This is a genomic window from Labrenzia sp. R5_0, assembly GCF_017743835.1.
Lineage (GTDB): Bacteria > Pseudomonadota > Alphaproteobacteria > Rhizobiales > Stappiaceae > Roseibium > Roseibium algicola.
This window is the reverse complement of record NZ_JAGHRK010000005.1, coordinates 141,450-162,251: the sequence shown is the minus strand read 5'-3', so window position 1 is coordinate 162,251 and position 20,802 is coordinate 141,450. Positions and strand designations below refer to the sequence as shown.

The 20,802-nt window shown below is 58.5% G+C and carries 18 protein-coding genes and 1 pseudogene; 16 read left to right on the top strand and 3 right to left on the bottom strand.

The window, feature by feature from the left end:
- Positions 1–17 precede the first annotated feature (17 nt).
- The 11 genes and pseudogenes from J7447_RS24180 to J7447_RS24135 all read left to right on the top strand — a co-directional run bounded on the left by J7447_RS24180 (position 18) and on the right by J7447_RS24135 (position 8,127).
- Positions 18–950 (top strand): sugar phosphate isomerase/epimerase, encoded by a 933-nt coding sequence (locus tag J7447_RS24180; RefSeq protein WP_209171184.1) that lies wholly within the window; start codon positions 18–20, stop codon positions 948–950.
- A 47-nt stretch (positions 951–997) separates the two neighbouring features.
- A complete protein-coding gene (locus J7447_RS24175) occupies positions 998–2,206 on the top strand; it encodes a sugar ABC transporter substrate-binding protein (RefSeq protein WP_075281840.1) in 1,209 nt (402 codons plus the stop codon).
- A 115-nt stretch (positions 2,207–2,321) separates the two neighbouring features.
- Complete coding sequence (locus tag J7447_RS24170; protein ID WP_023001537.1) at positions 2,322–3,224, top strand: sugar ABC transporter permease; 903 nt, start codon at positions 2,322–2,324, stop codon at positions 3,222–3,224.
- Between the two features lie 11 nt (positions 3,225–3,235).
- A complete protein-coding gene (locus tag J7447_RS24165) occupies positions 3,236–4,051 on the top strand; it encodes a carbohydrate ABC transporter permease (protein WP_023001536.1) in 816 nt (271 codons plus the stop codon).
- Positions 4,048–5,124 carry a sn-glycerol-3-phosphate ABC transporter ATP-binding protein UgpC gene (gene ugpC / locus J7447_RS24160; protein WP_055660702.1) on the top strand — a complete coding sequence of 359 codons (1,077 nt, stop codon included), beginning with the start codon at positions 4,048–4,050 and terminating at the stop codon, positions 5,122–5,124. The genes J7447_RS24165 and ugpC overlap by 4 nt, the downstream gene beginning before the upstream one ends.
- 580 nt (positions 5,125–5,704) lie before the next feature.
- Positions 5,705–6,322, top strand: a complete 618-nt coding sequence (locus J7447_RS24155; RefSeq protein ID WP_209171183.1) for a DsbA family oxidoreductase — start codon at positions 5,705–5,707, stop codon at positions 6,320–6,322.
- Positions 6,323–6,386: 64 nt separating this feature from the next.
- Positions 6,387–6,707 (top strand): multidrug efflux SMR transporter, encoded by a 321-nt coding sequence (locus tag J7447_RS24150; RefSeq protein WP_023001532.1) that lies wholly within the window; start codon positions 6,387–6,389, stop codon positions 6,705–6,707.
- Between the two features lie 59 nt (positions 6,708–6,766).
- A complete protein-coding gene (locus tag J7447_RS24145; protein ID WP_055660707.1) occupies positions 6,767–7,138 on the top strand; it encodes a multidrug efflux SMR transporter in 372 nt (123 codons plus the stop codon).
- Positions 7,138–7,407, top strand: a pseudogene (locus tag J7447_RS31390) (deaminase); the annotation flags it as partial. The gene J7447_RS24145 and the pseudogene J7447_RS31390, both read left to right, overlap by 1 nt.
- Positions 7,408–7,416: 9 nt before the next feature.
- Positions 7,417–7,626, top strand: coding sequence for a hypothetical protein (locus J7447_RS31385; protein ID WP_235814959.1), 210 nt, complete (start codon positions 7,417–7,419; stop codon positions 7,624–7,626).
- An 81-nt stretch (positions 7,627–7,707) separates the two neighbouring features.
- Positions 7,708–8,127, top strand: coding sequence for a MarR family transcriptional regulator (locus J7447_RS24135; protein ID WP_031269552.1), 420 nt, complete (start codon positions 7,708–7,710; stop codon positions 8,125–8,127).
- Between the two features lie 38 nt (positions 8,128–8,165).
- Here J7447_RS24135 and J7447_RS24130 read toward each other — a convergent pair whose 3' ends face one another.
- A complete protein-coding gene (locus J7447_RS24130; RefSeq protein WP_209171181.1) occupies positions 8,166–14,882 on the bottom strand; it encodes an autotransporter outer membrane beta-barrel domain-containing protein in 6,717 nt (2,238 codons plus the stop codon).
- Positions 14,883–15,086: 204 nt separating this feature from the next.
- On the opposite strand from J7447_RS24130, the gene J7447_RS24125 reads away from it, so the two are divergent.
- Complete coding sequence (locus J7447_RS24125; protein ID WP_209171180.1) at positions 15,087–16,229, top strand: histidine kinase; 1,143 nt, start codon at positions 15,087–15,089, stop codon at positions 16,227–16,229.
- Positions 16,217–16,963 (top strand): LytTR family DNA-binding domain-containing protein, encoded by a 747-nt coding sequence (locus J7447_RS24120; protein ID WP_168687741.1) that lies wholly within the window; start codon positions 16,217–16,219, stop codon positions 16,961–16,963. The genes J7447_RS24125 and J7447_RS24120 overlap by 13 nt, the downstream gene beginning before the upstream one ends.
- 74 nt (positions 16,964–17,037) lie before the next feature.
- Here J7447_RS24120 and J7447_RS24115 read toward each other — a convergent pair whose 3' ends face one another.
- Positions 17,038–17,370 carry a VOC family protein gene (locus J7447_RS24115; protein ID WP_152512188.1) on the bottom strand — a complete coding sequence of 111 codons (333 nt, stop codon included), beginning with the start codon at positions 17,368–17,370 and terminating at the stop codon, positions 17,038–17,040.
- 27 nt (positions 17,371–17,397) lie between these two features.
- Positions 17,398–17,844: an SRPBCC family protein gene (locus J7447_RS24110; RefSeq protein ID WP_075281832.1), complete on the bottom strand. Its 447-nt coding sequence runs from the start codon at positions 17,842–17,844 to the stop codon at positions 17,398–17,400.
- A gap of 49 nt (positions 17,845–17,893) precedes the next feature.
- Here J7447_RS24110 and J7447_RS24105 point away from each other — a divergent pair, with 49 nt between their 5' ends.
- The 3 genes from J7447_RS24105 (at position 17,894) to J7447_RS24095 (ending at position 20,799) form a co-directional block, all read left to right on the top strand.
- Entirely contained in the window at positions 17,894–18,271 is a 378-nt protein-coding gene (locus J7447_RS24105; protein ID WP_209171179.1) for a metalloregulator ArsR/SmtB family transcription factor, read from the top strand.
- Positions 18,272–19,116: 845 nt separating this feature from the next.
- Entirely contained in the window at positions 19,117–19,458 is a 342-nt protein-coding gene (locus J7447_RS24100) for a GNAT family N-acetyltransferase (RefSeq protein ID WP_209171178.1), read from the top strand.
- Positions 19,459–19,620: 162 nt separating this feature from the next.
- Positions 19,621–20,799 (top strand): PAS domain-containing protein, encoded by a 1,179-nt coding sequence (locus J7447_RS24095; RefSeq protein WP_081713180.1) that lies wholly within the window; start codon positions 19,621–19,623, stop codon positions 20,797–20,799.
- The last annotated feature ends 3 nt before the right edge of the window (positions 20,800–20,802 follow it).

The window sequence follows — 20,802 nt, the reverse complement described above, 5'->3', positions numbered from 1 at the left end:
CCCGAGGACATTCATTCATGAGCAATCCTGCAAAATCCATTCGCATCGGAACGATGATCGCCGCCACGGGCGGAGAAGCTGCGAAGCGGATCGATGAAATCGCCGATCTCGGGTTTGAAAGCTTCGAGCCGTTCTTCTGGCAGACGACCAACGGGCAGGACCTGGCCGAGCTCGGCAAACGCTGTGTCGAGTCGATCGGCGACCGGGACATCACCATCTCGACCCTGGGCATGTTCGGGAACCCGCTGGAAGATCAGCCGCTGGACCGGGACACCCTGCAGGGATGGAAGGACTGTATCGATAACGCCCATCACTTCGGCGCCACTTGCGTCGCCGGCTTTACAGGAAGGATCCGTGGCAAGCCCCTGGAAGACAGCCTGCCCAAATACAGGGAAGTCTGGTCCGAGCTTGCAAAGCGCGCCGCCGACAAGGGTGTCAGGATCGCTTTTGAAAATTGCGCCATGGACGGGAACTGGCAGACCGGCGATTGGAACATCGCCCATAATCCGGATGCCTGGGAACTGATGTTCAACGAAACGACGGACGACAATCTCGGCCTGGAATGGGAGCCTTGCCACCAGCTTGTCTATCTGATCGATCCGCTGCCGCAGATCCGCAAGTGGGCCGACAAGATCTTTCACGTGCACGGCAAGGACGCCACGGTCCGCCATGATGTCATCCGGGAACACGGCATCTTCGGAAAACATCCGTTCGTCTTCATGCGTACGCCGGGTTTTGGCGATAGCAACTGGACAGACATCATCAGCGAGCTGCGTCTTGCGGGTTATTCAGGCTCCATCGACATCGAGGGCTGGCACGATCCGGTCTATCGCGACGAGCTCGAAATGACCGGCCAGGTGCATGCGCTCAACCATCTGAAAACCAGCCGGGGCGGTGCCTTCATACCGGGAACCGGCAAATACGAAGGCGGCGATCCCTCACTGACCTAGGGCAACGCCGTCCGTCATTCATGTCGCATACAGGGAGGAGACCCAACATGGACTTGAAATCAATAGCATTGGCAACATCCGGGCTGATCGCGCTGGCTTCAACCGCCGTTGCCGATCCGGTCGAGCTGGATCTGTGGACCATCGACGACCCGGGCGAATATCACTACGTCATGGCCGACGAGTTCATGGCCAAGCATCCCGACATCAAGATCAACGTGCGGACCGTCCAGTTCGAGGACATGGTCAATGACCTCGCACGCGGCGTGGCGACGGGCGATGCTCCCGACATCACTTATATCGACAATCCGGAAGTGGCGTTGTTTGCTTCTCGCGGACTGTTGCTCGATTTGAAACCCTATATCGAGCAGTCCGATATCGTGAATGCCGACGACATCTTCCCGGGACCGCTGTCATCGGTCAGCTACGAGGGCGGCATCTATGGCATTCCGCGTGGGGCGAACACGATCGCTCTCTACTACAATGCCGACATGTACCGTGCGGCCGGGCTCGACCCCGACAACCCGCCACGCACCTGGGACGAGCTTTACGAAGCCGCCAAGGCGCTGACCAAGCCGGAAGAGAATATCTACGGCCTCGCTTTTTCTGCGGTTGCGACCGAAGAGGGCACTTTCCAGTTTCTGCCCTGGCTGCAGATGACCGGCGGGGATTACGACAACGTCGACACGGACGGGGCGGTCCGAGCGCTTTCACTCTGGAAGAAAATCCTCGACGAAGGACTGGCCTCGCCGGACACGCTCATCCGCGGTCAGTGGGACAGCACCGGTACTTTCAATGCCGGGACCGCCGCAATGTCGATCTCGGGACCCTGGGAACTGCCCCGGATGAGCTCGGAAGCCAAGTTCGATTTCAGGGCTGCGCTCCTGCCCGCACCGGACGAGGGAGCGGACCGTGCCTCGGCGCTGGGGGAGGGCGACAACGTCATTCTGGCCAGCACCGACAATCCGGACGAAGCCTTCCTGTTCCTGGAGTTTCTCTATGACAACATGGACCGCGTCTGGAATGAATTCGGCTACCTGCCGGCTTCCAAGGTCGAGGTGAAGGATCCCAAGTATCCGGAAATCTATGCGGTCTTCGAAGAATCGATGAAATATGCCCGCAACCGCGGACCTCATCCGCAGTGGCCGCGCATCAGCAAGGCGATCCAGACCGCAATCCAGTCGACACTGACCGGTCAGGCAACGCCTGAAGATGCTCTCGCTGCCGCGCAGACCAGCATCGACAAGGTCCTGAAGTAGGGTCTGTTCAGGCGGGGTTTTGCGATGTTCGCCCTGCCTTGGGGTGTGTGCTCGCGAGCCGTCCGACCGGACGGGAGCGCACACCCTTTTTCATCCGCCATGGAGGAGGAGACGGATGCTCAACTTTACCAGACCGTTCCGGGACGGGGCCGGTTTCGACACGATCCTCGTGACGCTGGCACTCGGGTACCTGGTTCTGTTTTCGGGTTTTCCGCTCGTATACAACCTCGTCATGTCGTTTCAGGAAGTGGACCTGTTTTCACTCGGATCCTTCGACAGGCCCTATGTCGGTCTCGACAATTACGTTGATGTGCTGTCACGTCCCGAGGCTTGGGGCATCTTCCTCAACACCGTGAAATTCGTCGGCATCTCGGTCGCAGCGCAATTGTCCATCGGATTTGCCCTGGCAATGTTCTTTCAGCAGAATTTTCCGGGAAGCACCTGGCTGCGCGGGTTGTTCCTGGCGGGCTGGATCATGCCGGCTCTTGTTGTCGGCGCTGTCTGGAGCTGGATCCTTGCAGGGGATTTTGGCGTTCTCAACCATGTCCTGTTGTCTCTCGGCCTGACCGGTGAGCGTATCTTCTGGCTGTCCGACCCGAACGTGGCCCTTTATTCGGTCATCCTCGCCAATATCTGGCTGGGTGTTCCGTTCAACATGATCCTGTTGTCCGTCGGTCTGGCGGGAATTCCGGAGGATATCTACGAAGCCGCCGAAATGGACGGTGCGAATGCCATCCAACGGTTTTTCACCATCACCTTGCCAATGATGCGCGCCCAGCTCGGAGCGGTGATCTCACTGGGCGTCATTTTCACCCTTCAGCAGTTTGACCTGTTTGCGGCCCTCACGCAGGGCGGTCCGTCGAATGCATCAAACGTCTTCCAGTACTGGAGCTGGCAATTGTCGTTTCAGTACTACGAGATTGGCGTCGGTTCGGTGATTTCGGTTCTGATGATCCTGTTCGTGATTTTCGTTGCCGCGGTCTATGTGCGGTCCACGCGCCACGAACAGCTAGCTTGAGGCGTCGAGCGATGATGAAAAAATATGGCCTGACCGCAATCGCGCTCTGTCTGGTGAGCTTCTATCTCTTCCCGCTTTACTGGATGTACATCACGGCCCTGAAAAGCGGCACGGAAATCTTCGCCAATCCGCCGACCTTCTGGCCGGAAAATCCGCAATGGATGGTTGGCGAAGTCTGGACGCGCCTGAAGATGGACGTCTACCTCTGGAACTCGCTTCTGATTGCCTCGGGTGTGACGATTATCGTCGCCATCTGCGGCACGGGCTGTGCCTATGTTCTCTCTCGCATCCGCAACCGCTGGATGGACGTGGTGCTCTTCATCGTTCTGATGATGCAGGTCTTGCCATCTTCCCTGATGATCACGCCGATTTTCGTTGCCTTCAACCAGGTTGGCCTTAACGAGGTGCCAAGAACATCGGTGATACTGGCGCAGGCGGCGAAGGTTCTGCCGCTCTATATCGTGCTGTGCCGCGCAACCTTTCTGCAGGTTCCAAGGGAGCTGGAAGAAGCCGCGCTGGTCGACGGCAACTCGCGGATCGGTGCCTTCCTGTCCATCATCGTCCCGCTTGCAAGAAACGGCATTCTGGTAACGTCGGTGCTCATCTTCCTGCAGTCCTTCGGGGAATATGTCTATTCGCGCTCCCTGATCACACAGCGAGCGCTACAGCCGGCGACCGTCGGTCTGCAATCCTTCATGGGCCCCAACACGTCCGACTGGTCCGGTGTGATGACCTACTCCGCGATCTACGTGACGCCGGTTCTCATCATATTTGTGTTGCTGCAACGCCAGATCGTCAGCGGCCTGACCTCCGGAGCCCTCAAATGAGCTATCAAATCGAGCTGGAAAACATCCAGAAATATTATGGCGCCTATCACGCGCTCCGCGACGTTTGCCTGCAGATCCCGAAAGGACAATTCGTTGCTCTGGTCGGGCCTTCGGGATGCGGCAAGTCCACCTTGTTGCGCACCATCGCCGGACTGGAAAAAATCACCAGCGGCACGATGCGGATCGCGGGGGATGCGGTCAATGACAAGGCACCGCGCGAGCGGGACCTGGCGATGGTGTTCCAGTCCTATGCCCTTTATCCGCACATGACCGTTCGGCAGAATCTGACCTATTCCATGCGGCTCCGGAGACGCCCCAAGTCCGAAATCGACAAGGCGGTGGAGGAAATTGCCCGCGTGACCGGGTTGGGCGAACTTCTCGACAGATATCCGCGGCAACTCTCCGGTGGGCAGCGCCAGCGCGTTGCCATGGGCCGGGCCATCATCCGCAACCCGAAGGCGTTCCTGTTCGACGAACCGCTTTCCAATCTGGATGCGGCGCTCCGGGTGCACATGCGCTCCGAAATCCGGCAACTGCACAATCGCCTCGGTGCGACGTCCGTCTATGTGACCCACGACCAGATCGAGGCGATGACAATGGCCGATCAGGTGGTGGTCATGCGAAGCGGGGTAATCGAACAGAAAGGCGCGCCACTCGACCTTTACGACAGGCCAGTGAACAAGTTCGTTGCGGGCTTTATCGGCTCCCCGGCGATGAATTTTGTCGATGGCGTCGTAGCGGAGGGGGGCAAGAGTGTTGGTCTTGCTCTTCCCGGGACACCGGAGATCGCATTTGAAGGGCTGCAATTGCCTGGTCAGAAAGTAACGGTCGGACTGCGGCCGGAACACCTGATGGTCGGGCAGGGGGATACCGGAAATGAAATGACGCTTCCGGTATCGCTCGTTGAGAGAACGGGGGCAGTCTCCTACGTGCTCACTGACACGGATCCCGGGCTCCTGATTACTGCTCCGGTTCGTGTCGAAGATGGCGTTCGGTCGGTCTCCGTTTCGATCAAACCGGAACACATCCACCTGTTCGACAGGGAAACCGGCAACGCCCTTTTGCATGCGTGATATCCCAGCCGCCCAATTGAATGTCTGCGGATCGGAAACTCCTGGCATAGGGGCTCCTGTCCGCTGGCGACCGTCGTGAAAATCGATGTTGCGGCGGTTGGGAAAATGATCATTTAAACAGATCATTCTGATAGAAATTATATGACTTAAATAAAAAGTTCGAACGGTGCTACTTCAGGACCACCCAATGACCTGAAGTGTTGCAGCGTTAATGACCCGGCTAAATTGCTCTTCCATTCCTTTTGCGCTCCCAATGAGGGATGGCGCCGCCGCCGGGGTCCGGCCTTGCGGGCATTTCCGTTGCGCTGTTTGCCTCGCGGATTGAGCCTTTGAGCAAAATCCCTTTGTAACAACGTTAGGCGAACCACCGCGACTGCGAAACCTCTCAAGGGTTGCCAGTCTCACCATCACCTGTTGGCAGTGCCGCACGGTCGCTCCTTGAGGTTTTGGCAGCGGCAACAAGAAGAGACCTTTTCACTCGTAAGGCAAAAATAAACATGCATGCGCATGCAAATATATTGACGATGGCGAGGCTCTAACTATATTGCATGCACATACAAATAAAATGAAAGCCTACCTGATGAGTGCCGTTACAGTTTACACCGACTACGTCTGTCCCTTTTGCCTGCTCGCAGAACAGGTCGTGACGACGGCGATCGGTGACAGGAAGATCCCGATATCCTGGCGAGCCCATGAATTGCGGCCCGACCCGGTGCCAACGCTGAAGCCCGAGGATCCTTACCTTCCGGCGATCTGGAACCGGTCGGTTTATCCGCTTGCGGAAAGCCTTCAGGTGCCAATCAAGCTGCCGTCGATTTCGCCTCAGCCACGCACCAACAAGGCTTTCGAGCTTCTGGCCCTGGCACAGGATCAGGGGTTGGATCATCCCTATTCGATGCGGATATTGCGCGCCTTCTTCCAGGAGGATCGCGACATCGGCGATCCCGAGGTTCTTGTCGCATTGGCTGCGGAAGCGGGGATCGACCCGGATGAAGCCCGGCAGGCTCTCGAAAGCGGGGCCTATCGCAAACGTCACCGTGAAGCACTGCGCCACGCCCGCGAAGACATGGCGATCACGTCGGTTCCCACGATCGTGGTCGGGGATCAGATTTTCCGGGGAGTGCCCCCGCTGGACGAGTTGCTTCAGGCGATCGACCGGTTGGAAAGCGCCCCCGGCAATAGCGGCCGCTCCCGTTAATCGACGCGGCCAAGTCTAAAGGCATCCGCCTTCACACACTCTCAATCTACGAAAGGAACATCCAATGAGTTGGGTTTATCTCGGAATCGCCGTGATCTTTGAGATCGCGGTCGCAATAAGTGCCGGAAATGCAAAAGGGTTCACACGGTTCGGGTGGACCGCCGCAACCCTCGTGAGCGGCGCTATCGCCACCTTCTTCCTGAGCCTTGCGCTCCTCACCTTCGATGTCGGTGTCGGGTACGCAATCTGGACCTCCGTCTCAGGTGTCGGGATCGTCGTCCTGGGGGCGCTGTTCTTTGGTCAGCAGCTCAACTGGAAGAAAGGCCTCGGCATTGCCTTCGTCATCGGCGGCGTTGTCGGCCTGCGCCTGAGTGGTGCTGCCTGAGCACCTGAAACACGAAGTATCTCCTCCAATTCTCTTCTGATCAAAAGGAACAGCAAATCATGGATACGCTCCAGAAAACCCAGGGCAATGGCGGTGCATGGGGCATGCTGATGCTCGCCAGCGCGTTCGAAATCGGCTATGCGCTCAGCGTCGGAGGCAGCCAGGCCTTCACCATTCCGAGCTGGTCGATTGCCGCCGTCGTTTTCTTCCTGCTCACGCTTTACTTCCTCAGTGCCGCGCTGCGAACCATCGACGTGGGGATCGGCTATGCGGTGTGGGCAGGCATCGGCTCGGTCGGGGCTGCCGTCTTCGGCAGCTTCTTGCTCGACCAGCCGTTGACGCTGATCCAGGCAGTCTGGCTGGGTGTCATTATCGCAGGTGTCGTCTGGCTGAAGTTGGCCGACAGCCCGAAGCTTGCGGCGACAGCCTGATGGGGACGGATCGTTCAGAACTCCTCGACCAGCTCATGGAGGAGGCCGTGGCCTTCTCCGTGGATCATGTCCACAAAGGCGGCATTCCCTTCACCGCTCTTGTCGTTGACGGAAATGGCACAGTAATCGGGCGCGGTGTCAACCGCGTTCGGGATCATCATGATCCGACCGCGCATGCGGAAGTCGATGCGATCCGCGACGCTTGCCGCACGCTTAAAACTCCACATCTGCACGGGACCATTCTGCTTGCGTCAGGCGAACCTTGCGCGATGTGTTACATGAGCGCGCTTTATGCAGGCATCTCGCAGGTATTCTTTGCCGCCGATCGTGATGAAGTGGCAAGGCACGGCTTTGATTATCGAGGTTCCTATGGGCTGTTTGCCAGTGATCCGTTGGCCTGGCAGTCGCCTCGCGTGGCCAAGCTGGCCGTGCCCAAAGCCATGCGGCCTTTCCAGAACTTTGCCGCGATGAGCCGCATTTCCGACTAATGGCAGTTACTTGTTTCTGCGCTTGCATGAGCATACAAATGTTCAACGCAAGCGTAGAACACTCGAAGGTCCAGATTGATCATGTCAAATAGCAGTGGTTCGTGGCTCAGGCTGATCCACGCGGTCGCCAACGTCGAAGCAGACCTCGCAAAAGTCCTGCAAGACCGGCATGGCCTTGGTCTGTCGGATTATCGCGCACTCGAGATCCTCTCCAAATCGCCCACCTCCGAATTGCGAATGCAGGAACTGGCTGCCCATCTGCAGCTGAACCAGAGTTCCGTATCACGCATGGTCGAGCGTCTGGAGCGGGGGGGCTTCACGGTTCGTGATCTTTGTCCGGACGACAAGCGAGGCGTCTACACCGTTCTCACCGACAAGGGACGTGCACATTTTGAAACCGCGCAACCGGATTACGAAAACGCATTGGAAAATGCCCTTAAGGAACACGGCGGTGCCGAGTTGCTGCTTGCACGATTTGGAAATGCGGAAGACGTGGTCTGATTGGCCATATGTGGTTACGTTGCCGACCAACGCCAAACTTAAAACGGAATGCTGAGCCTGAGAGAGCCGCTGTTGGTGGCCAGATTTTCGGAGAACCGGCCATTGTATTCCAGGCGCAGGTCGACCCCTTCAATGGATGTGAGCTGAAGGCCGGCCCCGATCGAGGCAAACAGATCCTCATGTTCGAGAGACGTCTTGAACGACCCGGTTCCCCCGGCGCGGTTGGTGAAGCGTGCATCTGTTTCCCATTGGTCACTGGACAGGAACGACACACCGAGTTTTCCATATACACGCAGGTCCTTGCCGTCCTTGTAGCGCAGGCGGCTTCCGATCTCGATAGAAGGCGTTGCGGCAAAATTCCAGTGGCCGGTGGAGTCGAATTCAAGTCCGTAATCACCGCTTTCCCGGTAGTCGCCGACCCTGGAGTAGATAGCGTCGAAGTCGACATAAGGTTTAACGTAGACGTTGGTTGCCGCGAAGGTGCGGGCAATCCGTGCTCTGACGGAGCCAGCCAGCACGTCGGGAGAGCTGGAGATCGTCTCGGAAAGATCGGAGATCGACAGGTTACGGTCGAACCTGGTGGCTCCGTAACTGCCAGCGGCAGCGGCCGAAAGGGTCCAGGCCCCTATCTCCCGCTTCAGGCTTGCCCCGAGATACCCCGCCTTGCCGTCTCCTTTCACGGTTCCGGAGGCCTGTGAAATCCATGTTTGCTGAAAGGCAGCAGCGCCACCGATGAACCAGCCGGACGCTATTTCCCGTTGTCCTCCCAGCTGGTAGGTCAGCGCGTTAGCGTTATAGCTCGGTGAATTGCCGATGGCTGAGCGATGGCCCGTTCCGCCGGTTGCGCGTGCCCAGCCACAGGAGCCTTCGGTTATGCCTGCGCCATCGCCTTCGAAGACAGGACAACTCATCAGGCTGTCGCCGAAGGACAGCATTTCGAAGGTCTGTTCGACGACGGCAGCAAGCCCGGTGCGCGGCAGAAGCTGGTTCAGGGTGTCTGCATAGCTTCCGGATTGATTGTCGACCTCGTCGGCAATGGCCCCGAACAGTGTTCCGAAGATGTTGTTGCCGCCGCGATCCCAGATATTCTGCAGGTTTTCCGCAACGGCCTTCTGATCCCGGTTTAGTTTCACCTTGCCGTTGGGGGTAAAGTCGGCGCCGGTTACCTGGAAATAATAGTCGGAGCCTTCCGGATTGAACAGGTAATCGAAGATGAGAGAGTCCTGCGGGGTGAGGGTGCCTGTAACAGACCCGCCGACCGACAGAACTTTCGTCTTCCTTTCCGGAAGAAGGCTGATGGTCTTGAGGCCGAGTGTTCCCGCGAGCGTTGCGTCGCCGCGCACTTCCAGCCAATCGGAATCGAAATTGTTCAGGTCGATGTCCGCGACCAGAAACCCTTGTGCGCTTTGCTTGAAGTTGCCGGTAATCACTGTCTTGCCGGGGTCGCGTGCGCGCCCCAATACGAAGCGGCCGTTGTTGACCACATTTGCATCGTACAGATAGCCGTCAGCAAGGGTGTTGGGTGAGTTGTTGGTGACTGTACCGGCGCTGCCGCCGTCGGCATTGGTCAGGACGACATCCCCGTAAAGAGACGCAGTGTCGTTGACGGTAACATTGAGGATTGCCCCGTCAGCCGTCGTGCCCGTTCCGGTATACCAGACCGCATAGGAGCCGGTGTCGTCGGTGCCGTTGCGAGATGCGCCTGACTGGACAATGGCATTGTCGTTCAGAACCAGCGTGTTGTTGAGCCCGTTGGAGACCCTGATGGCGGCCGCGTCCGTATCCGTGCCCCCCTGGACGTTGCCTTGTCCGTCAACCGTGATCCCGATTGTGCCGTTGCCGTCAGCGCCCTGGCTTTGCGCAAAGACACCCGACGAACGCGATCCGGAGGCATAGACCTGACTTGCGATTTCCAGATCGATAGCGCCCGCGGTTCCCGTGCTGTCTGTTGACATGAGGCCAGCCACGCCGCCGGTGCCGGTTCCGGATATACCGCCGCCGCCGCCGATGGACTGAGCGATAATACCGATGGACTCGTCACCCGTGACGGTGATCGGCGCGTCGATATCCAGTGTGATCTGGCCACCATTGCCGCTGGCGCCGCCGGAGGTCAGGTTCGCGGTGGCGTTGGTCATGGAACCGCCGGTCGCATCGCCCGCCAATCCACCGCCACCACCGATGGATTGTGCCACCAGGCCGAAAGCGCCGTCGCCGCGGGTCTGGATGCCGGCGCCTCCGGTTAGCTGGAACGTCACCGCGTCACCGTTGCCTGCCGCACCGCCCGTGCCGCCAATTGCCAGATCAAGCCCGCCTTCTACGCTACCGGTGACGCCATAACCACCGCCGCCGCCGATGGACTGGAGCAGAACGCCATGAGAGCGGTTGCCGTAGGTGGCAATCGACGTGTCCATCGTCAGATCGATTGTGCCGCCATTGCCGGCCACTCCGCCAGAACCGCCGACAGAGACGCTCAGCTCACTGCCGTCGACACGGGTTGTCTCCGCACTGCTGCCGACCCCGCCTGTGCCGCCGCCACCGCCGATTGACTGGGCAACCAGGGCAGCAGCATCATTGCCGCTGGTGGTGATCGTTACCGCGCTGGTGTCATAGGTGTGAACCTGGCCGCCATCGCCGCCTGCACCACCTGTGCCGCCGCCGTCGCCACCGATCGCCAGTGTGCCGGTCTGGTTGTCCGAGCCGTCGCCACCCTGGCCGCCACCGCCACCGATGGACTGCATCGTCATGCCGGTGGCTGCAAAACCTGCCGTGTTGATGAAATTGCTGTTGCCGTCTGCCAGCCAGACGGCGACTTCACCGCCGTCCCCGCCGGAGCCGCCCCTGCCGCCGACGGCAAAGTCGATGGAGGCACTGACTTCGCTGCCGCTGGCGGTGGACGAGCCACCCTGACCGCCGCCGCCGCCAATTGATTGCAGCACGACCCCGTCCGCCCAGGCACCTTGCGTGATGATCTGGCCATCATGGTAATATTTGACCTGATTGCCGTCACCGCCAGACCCGCCGCCGCCACCGACATCGACCGTGAACGAATAGGAAGCTCCCGCATCCGACAGGCGCTTGATCTGTTTTTTCAAGGCCCCAATGGCGTCAAGAACCTTGTGAGACGACGCGTCATTGCCGAGCGATCCGCCGATCCCGCCGCCGCCGCCGATGGATTGCAGCACGACACCGTCCGAGTCGCCGCCGAAGGTTTCGATGCGGCCATATTGTTCGGCGTAGATGGTACCGCCGTTGCCGCCGCTGCCGCCAATGGCTCCAACACCCAGGGACATGCTGCCGGAGACGCTGCCGGCGCCAACGCCAAGGTAGACGGTGCCACCCTGCGAATTGCCGCCACCGCCACCGATGGACTGCCCGACCAGACCCTTGGAACCCGATCCTTGCGTCTGGACCGTGTAGCCGGCAAAGTTATGGATCTCGACGGAAGAGCCGTCACCGCCCGAACCACCCTGGCCACCCAGGGAAATCTTCGCTTCCAGCGAAGCGATACCGCCTTGCGAATAGGCGTTGCTGTTGCCCAGGCCACCGTTACCGCCGCCGCCGCCAATTGATTGCGCCAGAACGCCATGGGCACCGTCACCAAAAGTGAAAAGCGTGCTTTCCGGGGCCAGACTTATGAGTTTCGTTGCAGTACTGCTGCCTGAATTGGAAGACGAGCCGTAGGTTCCCAAGGTTACGTTGACTTCCCCGCCATTGCCGCCACCGGATGTCGTAAACGCATAATCCGAATTGAAGTCGCTCAGGACATTGCCCGTGCCGCCGCCCAGAGCAACGGTAGCGGTGGATTCCACAGTGTCCTTGTCGCCAAGTGTGGCTGTCAGCGCGGAGGCATCGCCGCCGTTACCGCCGCCGCCACCAACCGATTGAGCAAGGATCCCGTGAGAGGCGTCGCCGATTGTCGTGAGCCTGGAGGGTTGGTCATAGGTGACGGTCACGTCGCCGCCGGCTCCCGCATTGCCGCCGTTGCCGCCTACGGTTGCCACATAGTTGAAGGCGAGGGGAACGCCGGTGCCGGTTGGAGCGGCAACCAGAAAATCGCCGGCGGATGTCGAGCCGCCATTGCCGCCACCGCCACCGATGGACTGGGCCAGAATGCCGGTGGCATTGTTGGGGGCGTATTTGGAGGTGGCAGACGCGGAAAGGCCGGTGGCGATGGTGCCGCTTGAAAGGTCGATTGTGACGTCGTCCCCGTCGCCTCCGTCGCCGCCGCTGCCGCCGAGGACAAAGGCGGCGTTGAAGCCGATGGTCGCGTCAAAGTAATTGGCGCTGCCGCCCGTGCCCCCACCACCACCGATGGACTGTGCGAGGACAGCTGTCGACTGAGCGCCGGAAGTCGCTGCGTAAAACTGGTTCTGGGTCAGGGAAACGGTTCCCCCGTCACCGCCATCGCCGCCGCTGCCACCCATCTGGAAGGCGAGGAACGAAAGGACACTGAAATTCTTGACGCTGCCGCCGTTGCCGCCGCCGCCGCCGATGGACTGGGCGATCAGCCCCGGTGCGAATACGCCGGTTGTGGTGATGTGCGCGTTGCCGTTGCTTGTGGCAGCCAGAAGTGAGGGAAGGTCGGAGTAAACGCATCCGCCGGTGTTGTCGACGCAGACCTCGCCGCCGTCACCACCGAGGTCGGCGGAACCGCCGACGCCGATGGAGGCGATGGTCGACAGGGTTTGCACGCTGCCGCCGTTGCCGCCACCGCCGCCAACAGACTGGAAGATGGCTCCAGGAGAATAGCCGCCGGAGGTGACGATGGTTCCGATGTTCGGAATGGCGACCGTTCCGCCAGTTCCGCCCGCTGAGCCCTGGCCGCCTACGCCGACAGTGCCGGTGGCATCGCCACCCGAGCCACCGCCACCGCCAATCGATTGCGCAAGGATTCCGGTAGAGGAGTCGCCTTTGGTCGTGACCTTCTGCGTATTCGAAACGCCGACGTAACTTCCGTTGGACGTTGTCGATCCGGCAGCGCTGCCGCCAACGCTGACAAACCCGCTGGAAGATCCCGCGGCTCCGCCGCCACCGCCAATGGATTGGGCGATGATGCCGAGCGAGTTGAAGCCGTTGGTCGTGATGTCCGCGCTTGAGTTGACCGTTACGGTACCGGCTGCGCCTCCACCGGCGCCATCGCCGCCCAGTCCAACCAGGGTTGAGGCATCGATCCCGCCGGTTCCGCCACTTCCTGCGATCGACTGCGCGACGACACCGAAGGCATGGTCTGCTGCCGTTGAGACTGTCGCATTGCCAAGCGAAAGGGTGACGTTTCCGGCATCGCCGCCATTGCCGCCGTTGCCGCTCTGACCGCCGAGAACACTCTGAAAATCGCTCCCCGTTCCGCCGCCGCCGCCGATGGAGTGCAGCGCGATGGCTGCGGAAAAAGCGCCGCTTGTCTCAATACTGGTATCGCCTGAGACAGTGACGGAAACCGCGCCGGCATCGCCGCCGAAACCGCCGCCGCCACCGGTGCCGGCGAGAGCCGTGCCGTCGCCGCCGTCTCCGCCTTCACCGCCGATACTCTGTGCCAGCACGCCGTACACATTAGCGCCACTTGTCTCGATGGATTTTCCGTCTTGAAGAGATACCGACACGGATCCTGCCGTACCGCCATCGCCGCCGCTATGATCCTTGGTGGGGCCGGTGCCACCCTTGCCGCCGAGGCTTTTTGCGCCGATTGCTGCGCTCGGTTCGTAGCTGCCGCCGGTAACATCGAGGACGAGCCTGGCTGAGTTGGTGATCGAGACGTTGCCGCCGTTGCCGCCATCGCCGCCGTCGTCGCTGTTGTCAGTCGAGGCGGTCCCGGCGCCGCCTTCGCTTAACCCATAGAGAACGAACAGGCCGTCGCCCCCAGCCGTGGTGACATCCCAGTAGATGTCGCCGTTCATGGCGTTGTTGATCGTGACTGTTCCACCAGCACCGGCATTGCCGTTGTTATCGCCGCCTCTGCCGCCAAAGGATCTGGCGATGAATCCGCCGCCTTCTCCAAGCCCCTGAAAACGGTTGCTGCTCGAACCGACGGTGAAGCTGCTCGGGGCGGTGTTGTTGACGGTGACGCTGCCGCCGTCACCGCCCTTGCCGCCATATTGGTCGGACAGGACGCTGTTGTTCTGGTTGCCTCCTGTTCCGCCGTTGCTTTCGGCAACGAAAATAGCAAATCCGAAATTGGCGTAACCAATGGCGGTATAGCTTGCAAGGCCGTTGTTGGTAACCTGAACCGAGCCACCGTTGCCGCCTGCGCCGCCGTTCGAATTGTTATCTCCGTTGGATTGATCGCCTTCGCCGCCGCTGGATTGGGCGAAGATGCCCATTGCAAATTGGCTGACTTCCGACACGCTGATATCGATATTTGACTGATTGACGATTGTAACTGTTCCGCCAGCGCCGGCTGCGCCGGAGTCCTCGCCTGCCGCCCCTCTGGACTCGACATACCAGTTTGCATAGATGCCCTTGCTGGTTGGGATAACCATATGCTGCTGGCCGTAATTCTGGATCGTGATGCCAGGGGCCTGGGCGCCAGCGGATGCACCCGTTGCAGTCAGATTGACGTCGGTGACCTCCGTGCCGGAATTGAAGGTGCAAACCCATGGATCGCCGGAATCGTCACACAGGGAATCCGCCAGGGCGGGGGCTGAAAGGCACAGGCTTGCAACGGATGCGGTGGACAGCAGCAGCGATTTCACGCGAATGTTTTTTCTGACCGAAGGACGGGAGACCTGGTCTTTTCCTTCGGTTGTAAGGCCGAGGCCCATTTTCTTATCCCTGAAACAATTGGCTTAAAAAGTTTTGAGACGGAACTTTTTGCTCTTCCTCGTCAGGAATAACTATGGTTGCAGGGCAGCGGGTTTCACTGCAAATTCGATGAACCAGCTGAAATCATCGATGAAATTGTGGGCCGTGCCGCAGGAGCGGTCCTATATTGAAAGTTACCTTTCCAGTACGAGATTGCTTGTAACATGCTTTTAGATGAAGCCGTTCCGGCGACGACACGCAGGACTGTCTCCACTCCAGAAGAAGACGTCCGCGTGCACGCCGTCAGTAAGTCTCATCACGAGGAGCGCCTGCAGCCAGAGACCGAGCATCTCTTCTGGAAACTTCAGATCGGCGGCTGGTTGTTCATAGCCGTTTATGGCTTTTTCGCCCGGGTGGTGACGTTCTCCGATTTCCGGCTTGCGTTCACGTTGACCCTTTCGATGGATCTGGTCGGCTTTCTGCTGACGAGCGCAGCGCATCACTATGTTCTCCGGAACGTCCAGCGGCTGATCACGATTCCGGTGTTCCTGGGGGCGGCAGCGTTTTCGCTCGCGTGCGGCACCTTGCAGATGTATCTAGCCTGGTTTCTGCGCGATCTGCTTTTTCCTGAAGCTCTGCCCTTCAACACGCCTCTGACGCCGGTCGTTTATTACACTTCGGTTCTGCTGGGCTGGATGCTGGCCTATTTCTGCCTTAGGTCCGATTACGAGGCGCGAATCGCGCGGTTGCGGCGCAGCGAGGCGCTTGCGGAGGCCATGCGTTCCGAACTGGAACAGCTGCGGCTGCAACTGGCGCCTCACTTCCTGTTCAATGCGCTCAATTCCGTCGCTTCGGAAATTCACGAACGGCCCGACACCGCGCTTGAAATGGTGAGGGAAATTGCAGGTTACCTGCGCTATTGCCTGAACCAGCAGCGCCGGGACCTCTGTCCGCTGTCGGAAGAAGTGGAGGCGATGAACGCCTATCTGCGCATCCAGGAAATCCGGTTTGAAGACAAGCTTCAATGCACCGTCAGCGTCGATGAAACCGTCAGGGACATGATCGTTCCCCACATGATTCTGCAGGGGCTCGTGGAAAATGCGGTCAAGCACGGGTTGAAGCATCAGTCGAACCGTATCGACATTCACGTCTCTGTCAGCCGTCTCGGCAAGGATGAGGTCGAGGTTTCGGTCACTAATTCAGGGAAGATTTCGGAAACGGACCCGACACGGAAATCGATCGGTCATGCCAACCTCAGAAAACGCCTGCAGCTCTACTATCCGGAAATGCACGAGTTCAGCCTGTGTGAGGGGCAAGGCATGGTCGTTGCACGCATCTTGCTTAAAGGTCCGGCATGCTCCGTGTAGTTCTGGTTGACGACGAACCTTCCGCCAGGCGCGGCCTCAGGCGAATGCTTGCCGAATTTCCCGACATTGCTGTGAGTGGTGAAGCGGGGGACCTCGAGTCTGCCCGGCAAGTGATGCATGAGGTCCGCCCGGATGCGGTTTTCCTTGATGTGGAACTGACCAACGGCAAGGGTCTTGACCTTGCAACGGACCTGCCGCCCGAAACCTTCGTGATCGTCGTCAGTGCATACGATCTATATGCGATCGACGCCTTTGATGTGGCCGCACTCGATTTCCTTGTGAAACCGGTCAAGCCCGAGCGGCTGGAAACAGCGATTGGTCGTCTGCGAGAAAGACTGCCGCCGGTTCCGTCCACTCCGGATAACAATGTGTCCCCAACCTTGGTCACAGCGCAGGGTCGGCTTCAATTCAAGACCAGTTCAGCGTCGATCCTGGTGTCCCACGATGCAGTTGCCTTTCTGCGGGCGGAAGGGGACTATACCCGCGTCTATCTGGAAAACGGTCAGCAACACCTCGCCAATGGCCTCCTGCGCGTTTTCGAAACCAGGCTTCCAGCACCGCCTTTTCACCGGCTGGATCGTTCCACTATCGTGAACTGCGCACAGATCCAGCGCGTCAATTGGCACGCTAGCGGACGCAGCAGCATTCATTTCTCGAATGGGAACAATGTCGTTGAAATTGGGCGCCCAGCATCAAAGAGATTGCGCTCCATTTTGCAGCTGAGCGGAGGCTGAAAACCGGCGATTGGCGTCCTGGCTCTGGTCGCTGTTGCCAATCTTGGAACGTCCGATAAGGAACGCCAGGCAGTTCAGGAACCTTTCCGAAGCAATATGACGGTTCCTGCCGGATCGCATGTCCAATGGCCGGTGACATCGGTCAGCGGCTCCAGTTCGTCGCGTTTGGGAGATCCCAAAGCCGCAAGGGCATTCGTGGGATCCTCATCGAACAGTTCTATCCAGACGTCCGTCTGGCTTTGATGCGGCACGCGGTCGATCCACAATGTCATGGGGCCAAACGAGAAGCCGGTGCTGTCCTTGAGTTCACGCGTCACCTGCAATCCGATCTTGTCCCGGTAGAAGGCTACGGTTTCGTCCCACCGATACAGCGGCACCTTGATCGCGATGTTCTTGCCCGGTTCCATTTCCAATTCCCTTTCAATGCGTGTTGCCTATTTGTAAAAACCGTCGCGTAGCCTGATGCCGTTTTCGAGCCAGACCTTCATGGCGCAGAGCATACCCGTCCAGCCTTCGCAGTTGCCGAGACAGGACTTCAGACCCGTTTCGGTTCCGGGCCAGCCAAATTCGTTGATGCGGACATAGGTGCGTCCGTCTTCCAGCTCCTGAAACGTGATGGTCACGGTGGTCCAGGTGCGGGCGTCATCTCCTGCCTCCCACTGCAGAACGACTTTTTCGTTCGGCACCACCTCCTGCACCAGAACAGGGAAAGCACCGGGAAAGTCATGAAAGTCCCAGGTCACCTCCGCACCCGCTTCGATGCGGCCTCGAGCTCCTCCGGTCGTGAAGAATTCCGAAAGCTGTGCCGGGTCGACGACAGCCTCAAACACCTCCGCGACGGGTTTAGAAATCCTCCCGCCGACTGTGAATTTCAGTTCCATGGCCCTGTTCCTTGTTGCCTTGCGAGTTATTATGTTATAAAAATATAACATGTCAACAGATGATCAGGATGACGCGCTTTTCAAGGCGCTTGGCCACAGGGCGCGCAGGCACATGCTTGACCTTTTGAAGAAGGGTCCGCTAACCACCGGCCACCTTTGCGAGGCGCTGCCGCAGATAGACCGCTGCACAGTCATGCAGCATCTGAAGGTTCTGGAAAAAGCAGGGCTGGTGGTGGTCGAACGCCGAGGGCGGGAACGGTGGAACCACCTGGACGCACTGCCAATTCAAGCAGTTCACGAGCGCTGGATCGGTCCCTACGCTGCTTATGCAGCCAGCATGCTGGGTGCTCTCAAGAAGAGCGTTGAACAGAGCGAGGAAACTCACGCTGCAGCCGAAACCACCAACGGTGATACGAAAGGTACGTGATGACGTATCAGGTAGGCGCAAGCGCTCTTTTGGTGTGAGCGCTTGCAAGCGGTGTTCTCGTAAAACGCTGACCTCGCTCCGGCGGTGCTATTGACCGCCGCCGGAAGAAGAAATTGCGTCTAGGCGTTTTCCGCGCTTCTCGAAAGGCAGCAGACCCTCGTCTCGGGATGACATTGGTCAATCGCGAACAGATTGATTTTGGTGCTGACGAGGTAGAGCGGAAACGCTCTTCCAAGCGTCTGGATCCAATAATCAATTTCCAGAGAGTTAAGGTCATTGCAAGACTTGCAATAACTGGAGAGTGAGTACCCTTTTTCCTGCAAGTCTTCGAGCGTTGTGCAGCTGCTTGTTTCCAATGGCTCAAGAATTCTTATGTTTAAAGACATTTTTGGCACACCGTTTTTATTGTCGTAAGCAGCTTCAAGGGCGGTGTTCTTGGTTTTGGGCGATGGGAGCACTTGAAACTTGCATCTTTTTTACCGGTGATTGGGAACGTTCTCAATTCGTGGGAGTACTTAAGTATTATTTGAAAGGGGTGTGGCCCTCCCAGGGTTCGGGCAACCGGAAATCATGGCACGATTTTTACGTATTTAGTCCTGGAACCCGATTGCTTCCCAGACGGGGTTCCGCCACATCTGCGGGTCGACATTGAACGCGGAACTTCAAATGCCCCCAGTTTCAAAACAGGTTTGCGTTGTTAAATGCCCCTACGGAATTGCCGTGTGCATGCTGCGAGCCGGGCAATGATGGTTCGGACCGCGCGGCCGGAGGACATCCCGCAACTTCTTCGGCTGATCCGAGATCATGCACAGTATGAGGGCGGGAGAGCGTCCATAGAACAGAACGTGTTGGAACGACTGCTGCAGGTCGAGGCGCCACCGGTTCGGATCCTTGTCGCTGAATCAGATCAGATCGCTGGATATGCCGCGTTGACGACAGACTATTCGCTCTGGTCCGGAGCGTGCTATGGGCATCTCGATTGCCTTTTCGTTGCGAAGGAATATCGCGGCAGGGGCGTCGGCCAGATACTGTTCTTGAAGGTGCGTGAAGAAGCGCATTCTGCCGGGTGCGTTCGGCTTGAATGGCAGACGCCGGACTGGAACCGTCAGGCAACTGAGTTCTACAGAAGAAATGGCGCTGAATGTTTGTCGAAAACCCGCTTTGTCCTGCAGCTTGACGCAGGGTAGAGGGGGTAGAACTGACAGCGTGGTCGTACTGGATTAAATCTTCACGAGTGCAGAACTTTTTCGATTAAATAGACCCGGTTTAGAAATGCGGATTCAGGCTTTTTTCAGCTTTGACGTGCTCAATACTTGAGTGCAAGTTGGCGCTAATGACGAAGACGCAGCATGTCTACAGAAGTCAACATTCTTATTCGGTCCATGCGTCAGCTGGTTCCCAATCCGGAAACAAGCGCGATCCTGACTGCGATGGGTGTTTCCTACTGGGCCTACGATCCGGTTGCGGAAGAGTTGTGCTGGCAAAGGTCGGATCCGACCTCTGTCAGAGGTTATCGCCTTGCAAAGCTGTCCATTCAAAGGGCGCTTCAATACTACATCCAGCGTGACAGAACCCGCTTCCTCAAGGTGATTTCCAATGCGGTGGAACACGGTCTGTCGCAGACCACTCGTGTCACCATGAAAACGGATGGCGGTCACAAGTCCTACGACCTGGTGGCTTCTCGCATTTCCGGCAAACCGGCGTTTCTGATCATAGGGCTGATGAAGGAGTGTGCGCCGGAAGCGCCGGTCAACGCGGAATTGCCGGACATTCTGCAAAACCTGTCCAACGTCTTTATCTCGAACGCCAGTGCTGTCCTCATTACGGACAACAAGGGGGTGGTTCAGTCGGCCAATCGCCAGTTTCTGAAGCTGTTCGGCATAAGTAACGCCAAACAGGTTGTCGGCCGAGATGCAAGAACGATCCCCAATTACATAGGCAAGAAGCTCGCCGGCTCATTTGCCGAGATGTTGCGAAGCCGCCTTGCGTCCAAAGGAACGCTCAAGCTGCCTCAGACGGTAGGCGATCCTGTTGAAGTTCTTTACGATCTGCATCCGATGGCGCTCGATGATCCGAACGGCGGTATCATCTTTGCAGGGGAACTTGCTGCCAATTCAGTGGAAATATCCGCCAATGAAGTTCTGGATGCGGTTCCAACCCCAATTCTGGTTGCCGATCTGGATACTCGCCGCATCAAATACGCCAACAAGGCCGGGCGCGGCGAGTTGGGCTTGTCCGCAAAACAAATAGGAACCGAACGGCTATCCGACACGCTCATGAGCGCGAATGACGTTCGTGATCTGACCCTTGTTCTCGACAAGGTCGGCTGGGACGCTGGCCGTGTGTGGCAGGTTCAAAGTCACATCGGACTCAAGCGGCACTACCGCATTCGCACCTGCTTCATCGGCAAACAGTCTTCGCGGCAGATCGTGCTCGAATTTCTGCCTGTCCGGCTTGAAAAGGACAAACCCGGCAACGAAAAAGCCCAGAATTTCTTTTCGCGCCTGCTGGACATGAGCTTCAACTGATCC

What these genes read in the sequence shown, in the direction of transcription:
- J7447_RS24180 (WP_209171184.1), top strand. Translation starts at nt 18, where the DNA reads ATGAGCAATCCTGCAAAATCCATTCGCATCGGAACGATGATCGCCGCC.
- J7447_RS24175 (WP_075281840.1), top strand. Translation starts at nt 998, where the DNA reads ATGGACTTGAAATCAATAGCATTGGCAACATCCGGGCTGATCGCGCTG.
- J7447_RS24170 (WP_023001537.1), top strand. Translation starts at nt 2,322, where the DNA reads ATGCTCAACTTTACCAGACCGTTCCGGGACGGGGCCGGTTTCGACACG.
- J7447_RS24165 (WP_023001536.1), top strand. Translation starts at nt 3,236, where the DNA reads ATGATGAAAAAATATGGCCTGACCGCAATCGCGCTCTGTCTGGTGAGC.
- ugpC (WP_055660702.1), top strand. Translation starts at nt 4,048, where the DNA reads ATGAGCTATCAAATCGAGCTGGAAAACATCCAGAAATATTATGGCGCC.
- J7447_RS24155 (WP_209171183.1), top strand. Translation starts at nt 5,705, where the DNA reads ATGAGTGCCGTTACAGTTTACACCGACTACGTCTGTCCCTTTTGCCTG.
- J7447_RS24150 (WP_023001532.1), top strand. Translation starts at nt 6,387, where the DNA reads ATGAGTTGGGTTTATCTCGGAATCGCCGTGATCTTTGAGATCGCGGTC.
- J7447_RS24145 (WP_055660707.1), top strand. Translation starts at nt 6,767, where the DNA reads ATGGATACGCTCCAGAAAACCCAGGGCAATGGCGGTGCATGGGGCATG.
- J7447_RS31385 (WP_235814959.1), top strand. Translation starts at nt 7,417, where the DNA reads ATGAGCGCGCTTTATGCAGGCATCTCGCAGGTATTCTTTGCCGCCGAT.
- J7447_RS24135 (WP_031269552.1), top strand. Translation starts at nt 7,708, where the DNA reads ATGTCAAATAGCAGTGGTTCGTGGCTCAGGCTGATCCACGCGGTCGCC.
- J7447_RS24130 (WP_209171181.1), bottom strand. Translation starts at nt 14,882, where the DNA reads ATGGGCCTCGGCCTTACAACCGAAGGAAAAGACCAGGTCTCCCGTCCT.
- J7447_RS24125 (WP_209171180.1), top strand. Translation starts at nt 15,087, where the DNA reads ATGCTTTTAGATGAAGCCGTTCCGGCGACGACACGCAGGACTGTCTCC.
- J7447_RS24120 (WP_168687741.1), top strand. Translation starts at nt 16,217, where the DNA reads ATGCTCCGTGTAGTTCTGGTTGACGACGAACCTTCCGCCAGGCGCGGC.
- J7447_RS24115 (WP_152512188.1), bottom strand. Translation starts at nt 17,370, where the DNA reads ATGGAACCGGGCAAGAACATCGCGATCAAGGTGCCGCTGTATCGGTGG.
- J7447_RS24110 (WP_075281832.1), bottom strand. Translation starts at nt 17,844, where the DNA reads ATGGAACTGAAATTCACAGTCGGCGGGAGGATTTCTAAACCCGTCGCG.
- J7447_RS24105 (WP_209171179.1), top strand. Translation starts at nt 17,894, where the DNA reads ATGTCAACAGATGATCAGGATGACGCGCTTTTCAAGGCGCTTGGCCAC.
- J7447_RS24095 (WP_081713180.1), top strand. Translation starts at nt 19,621, where the DNA reads ATGTCTACAGAAGTCAACATTCTTATTCGGTCCATGCGTCAGCTGGTT.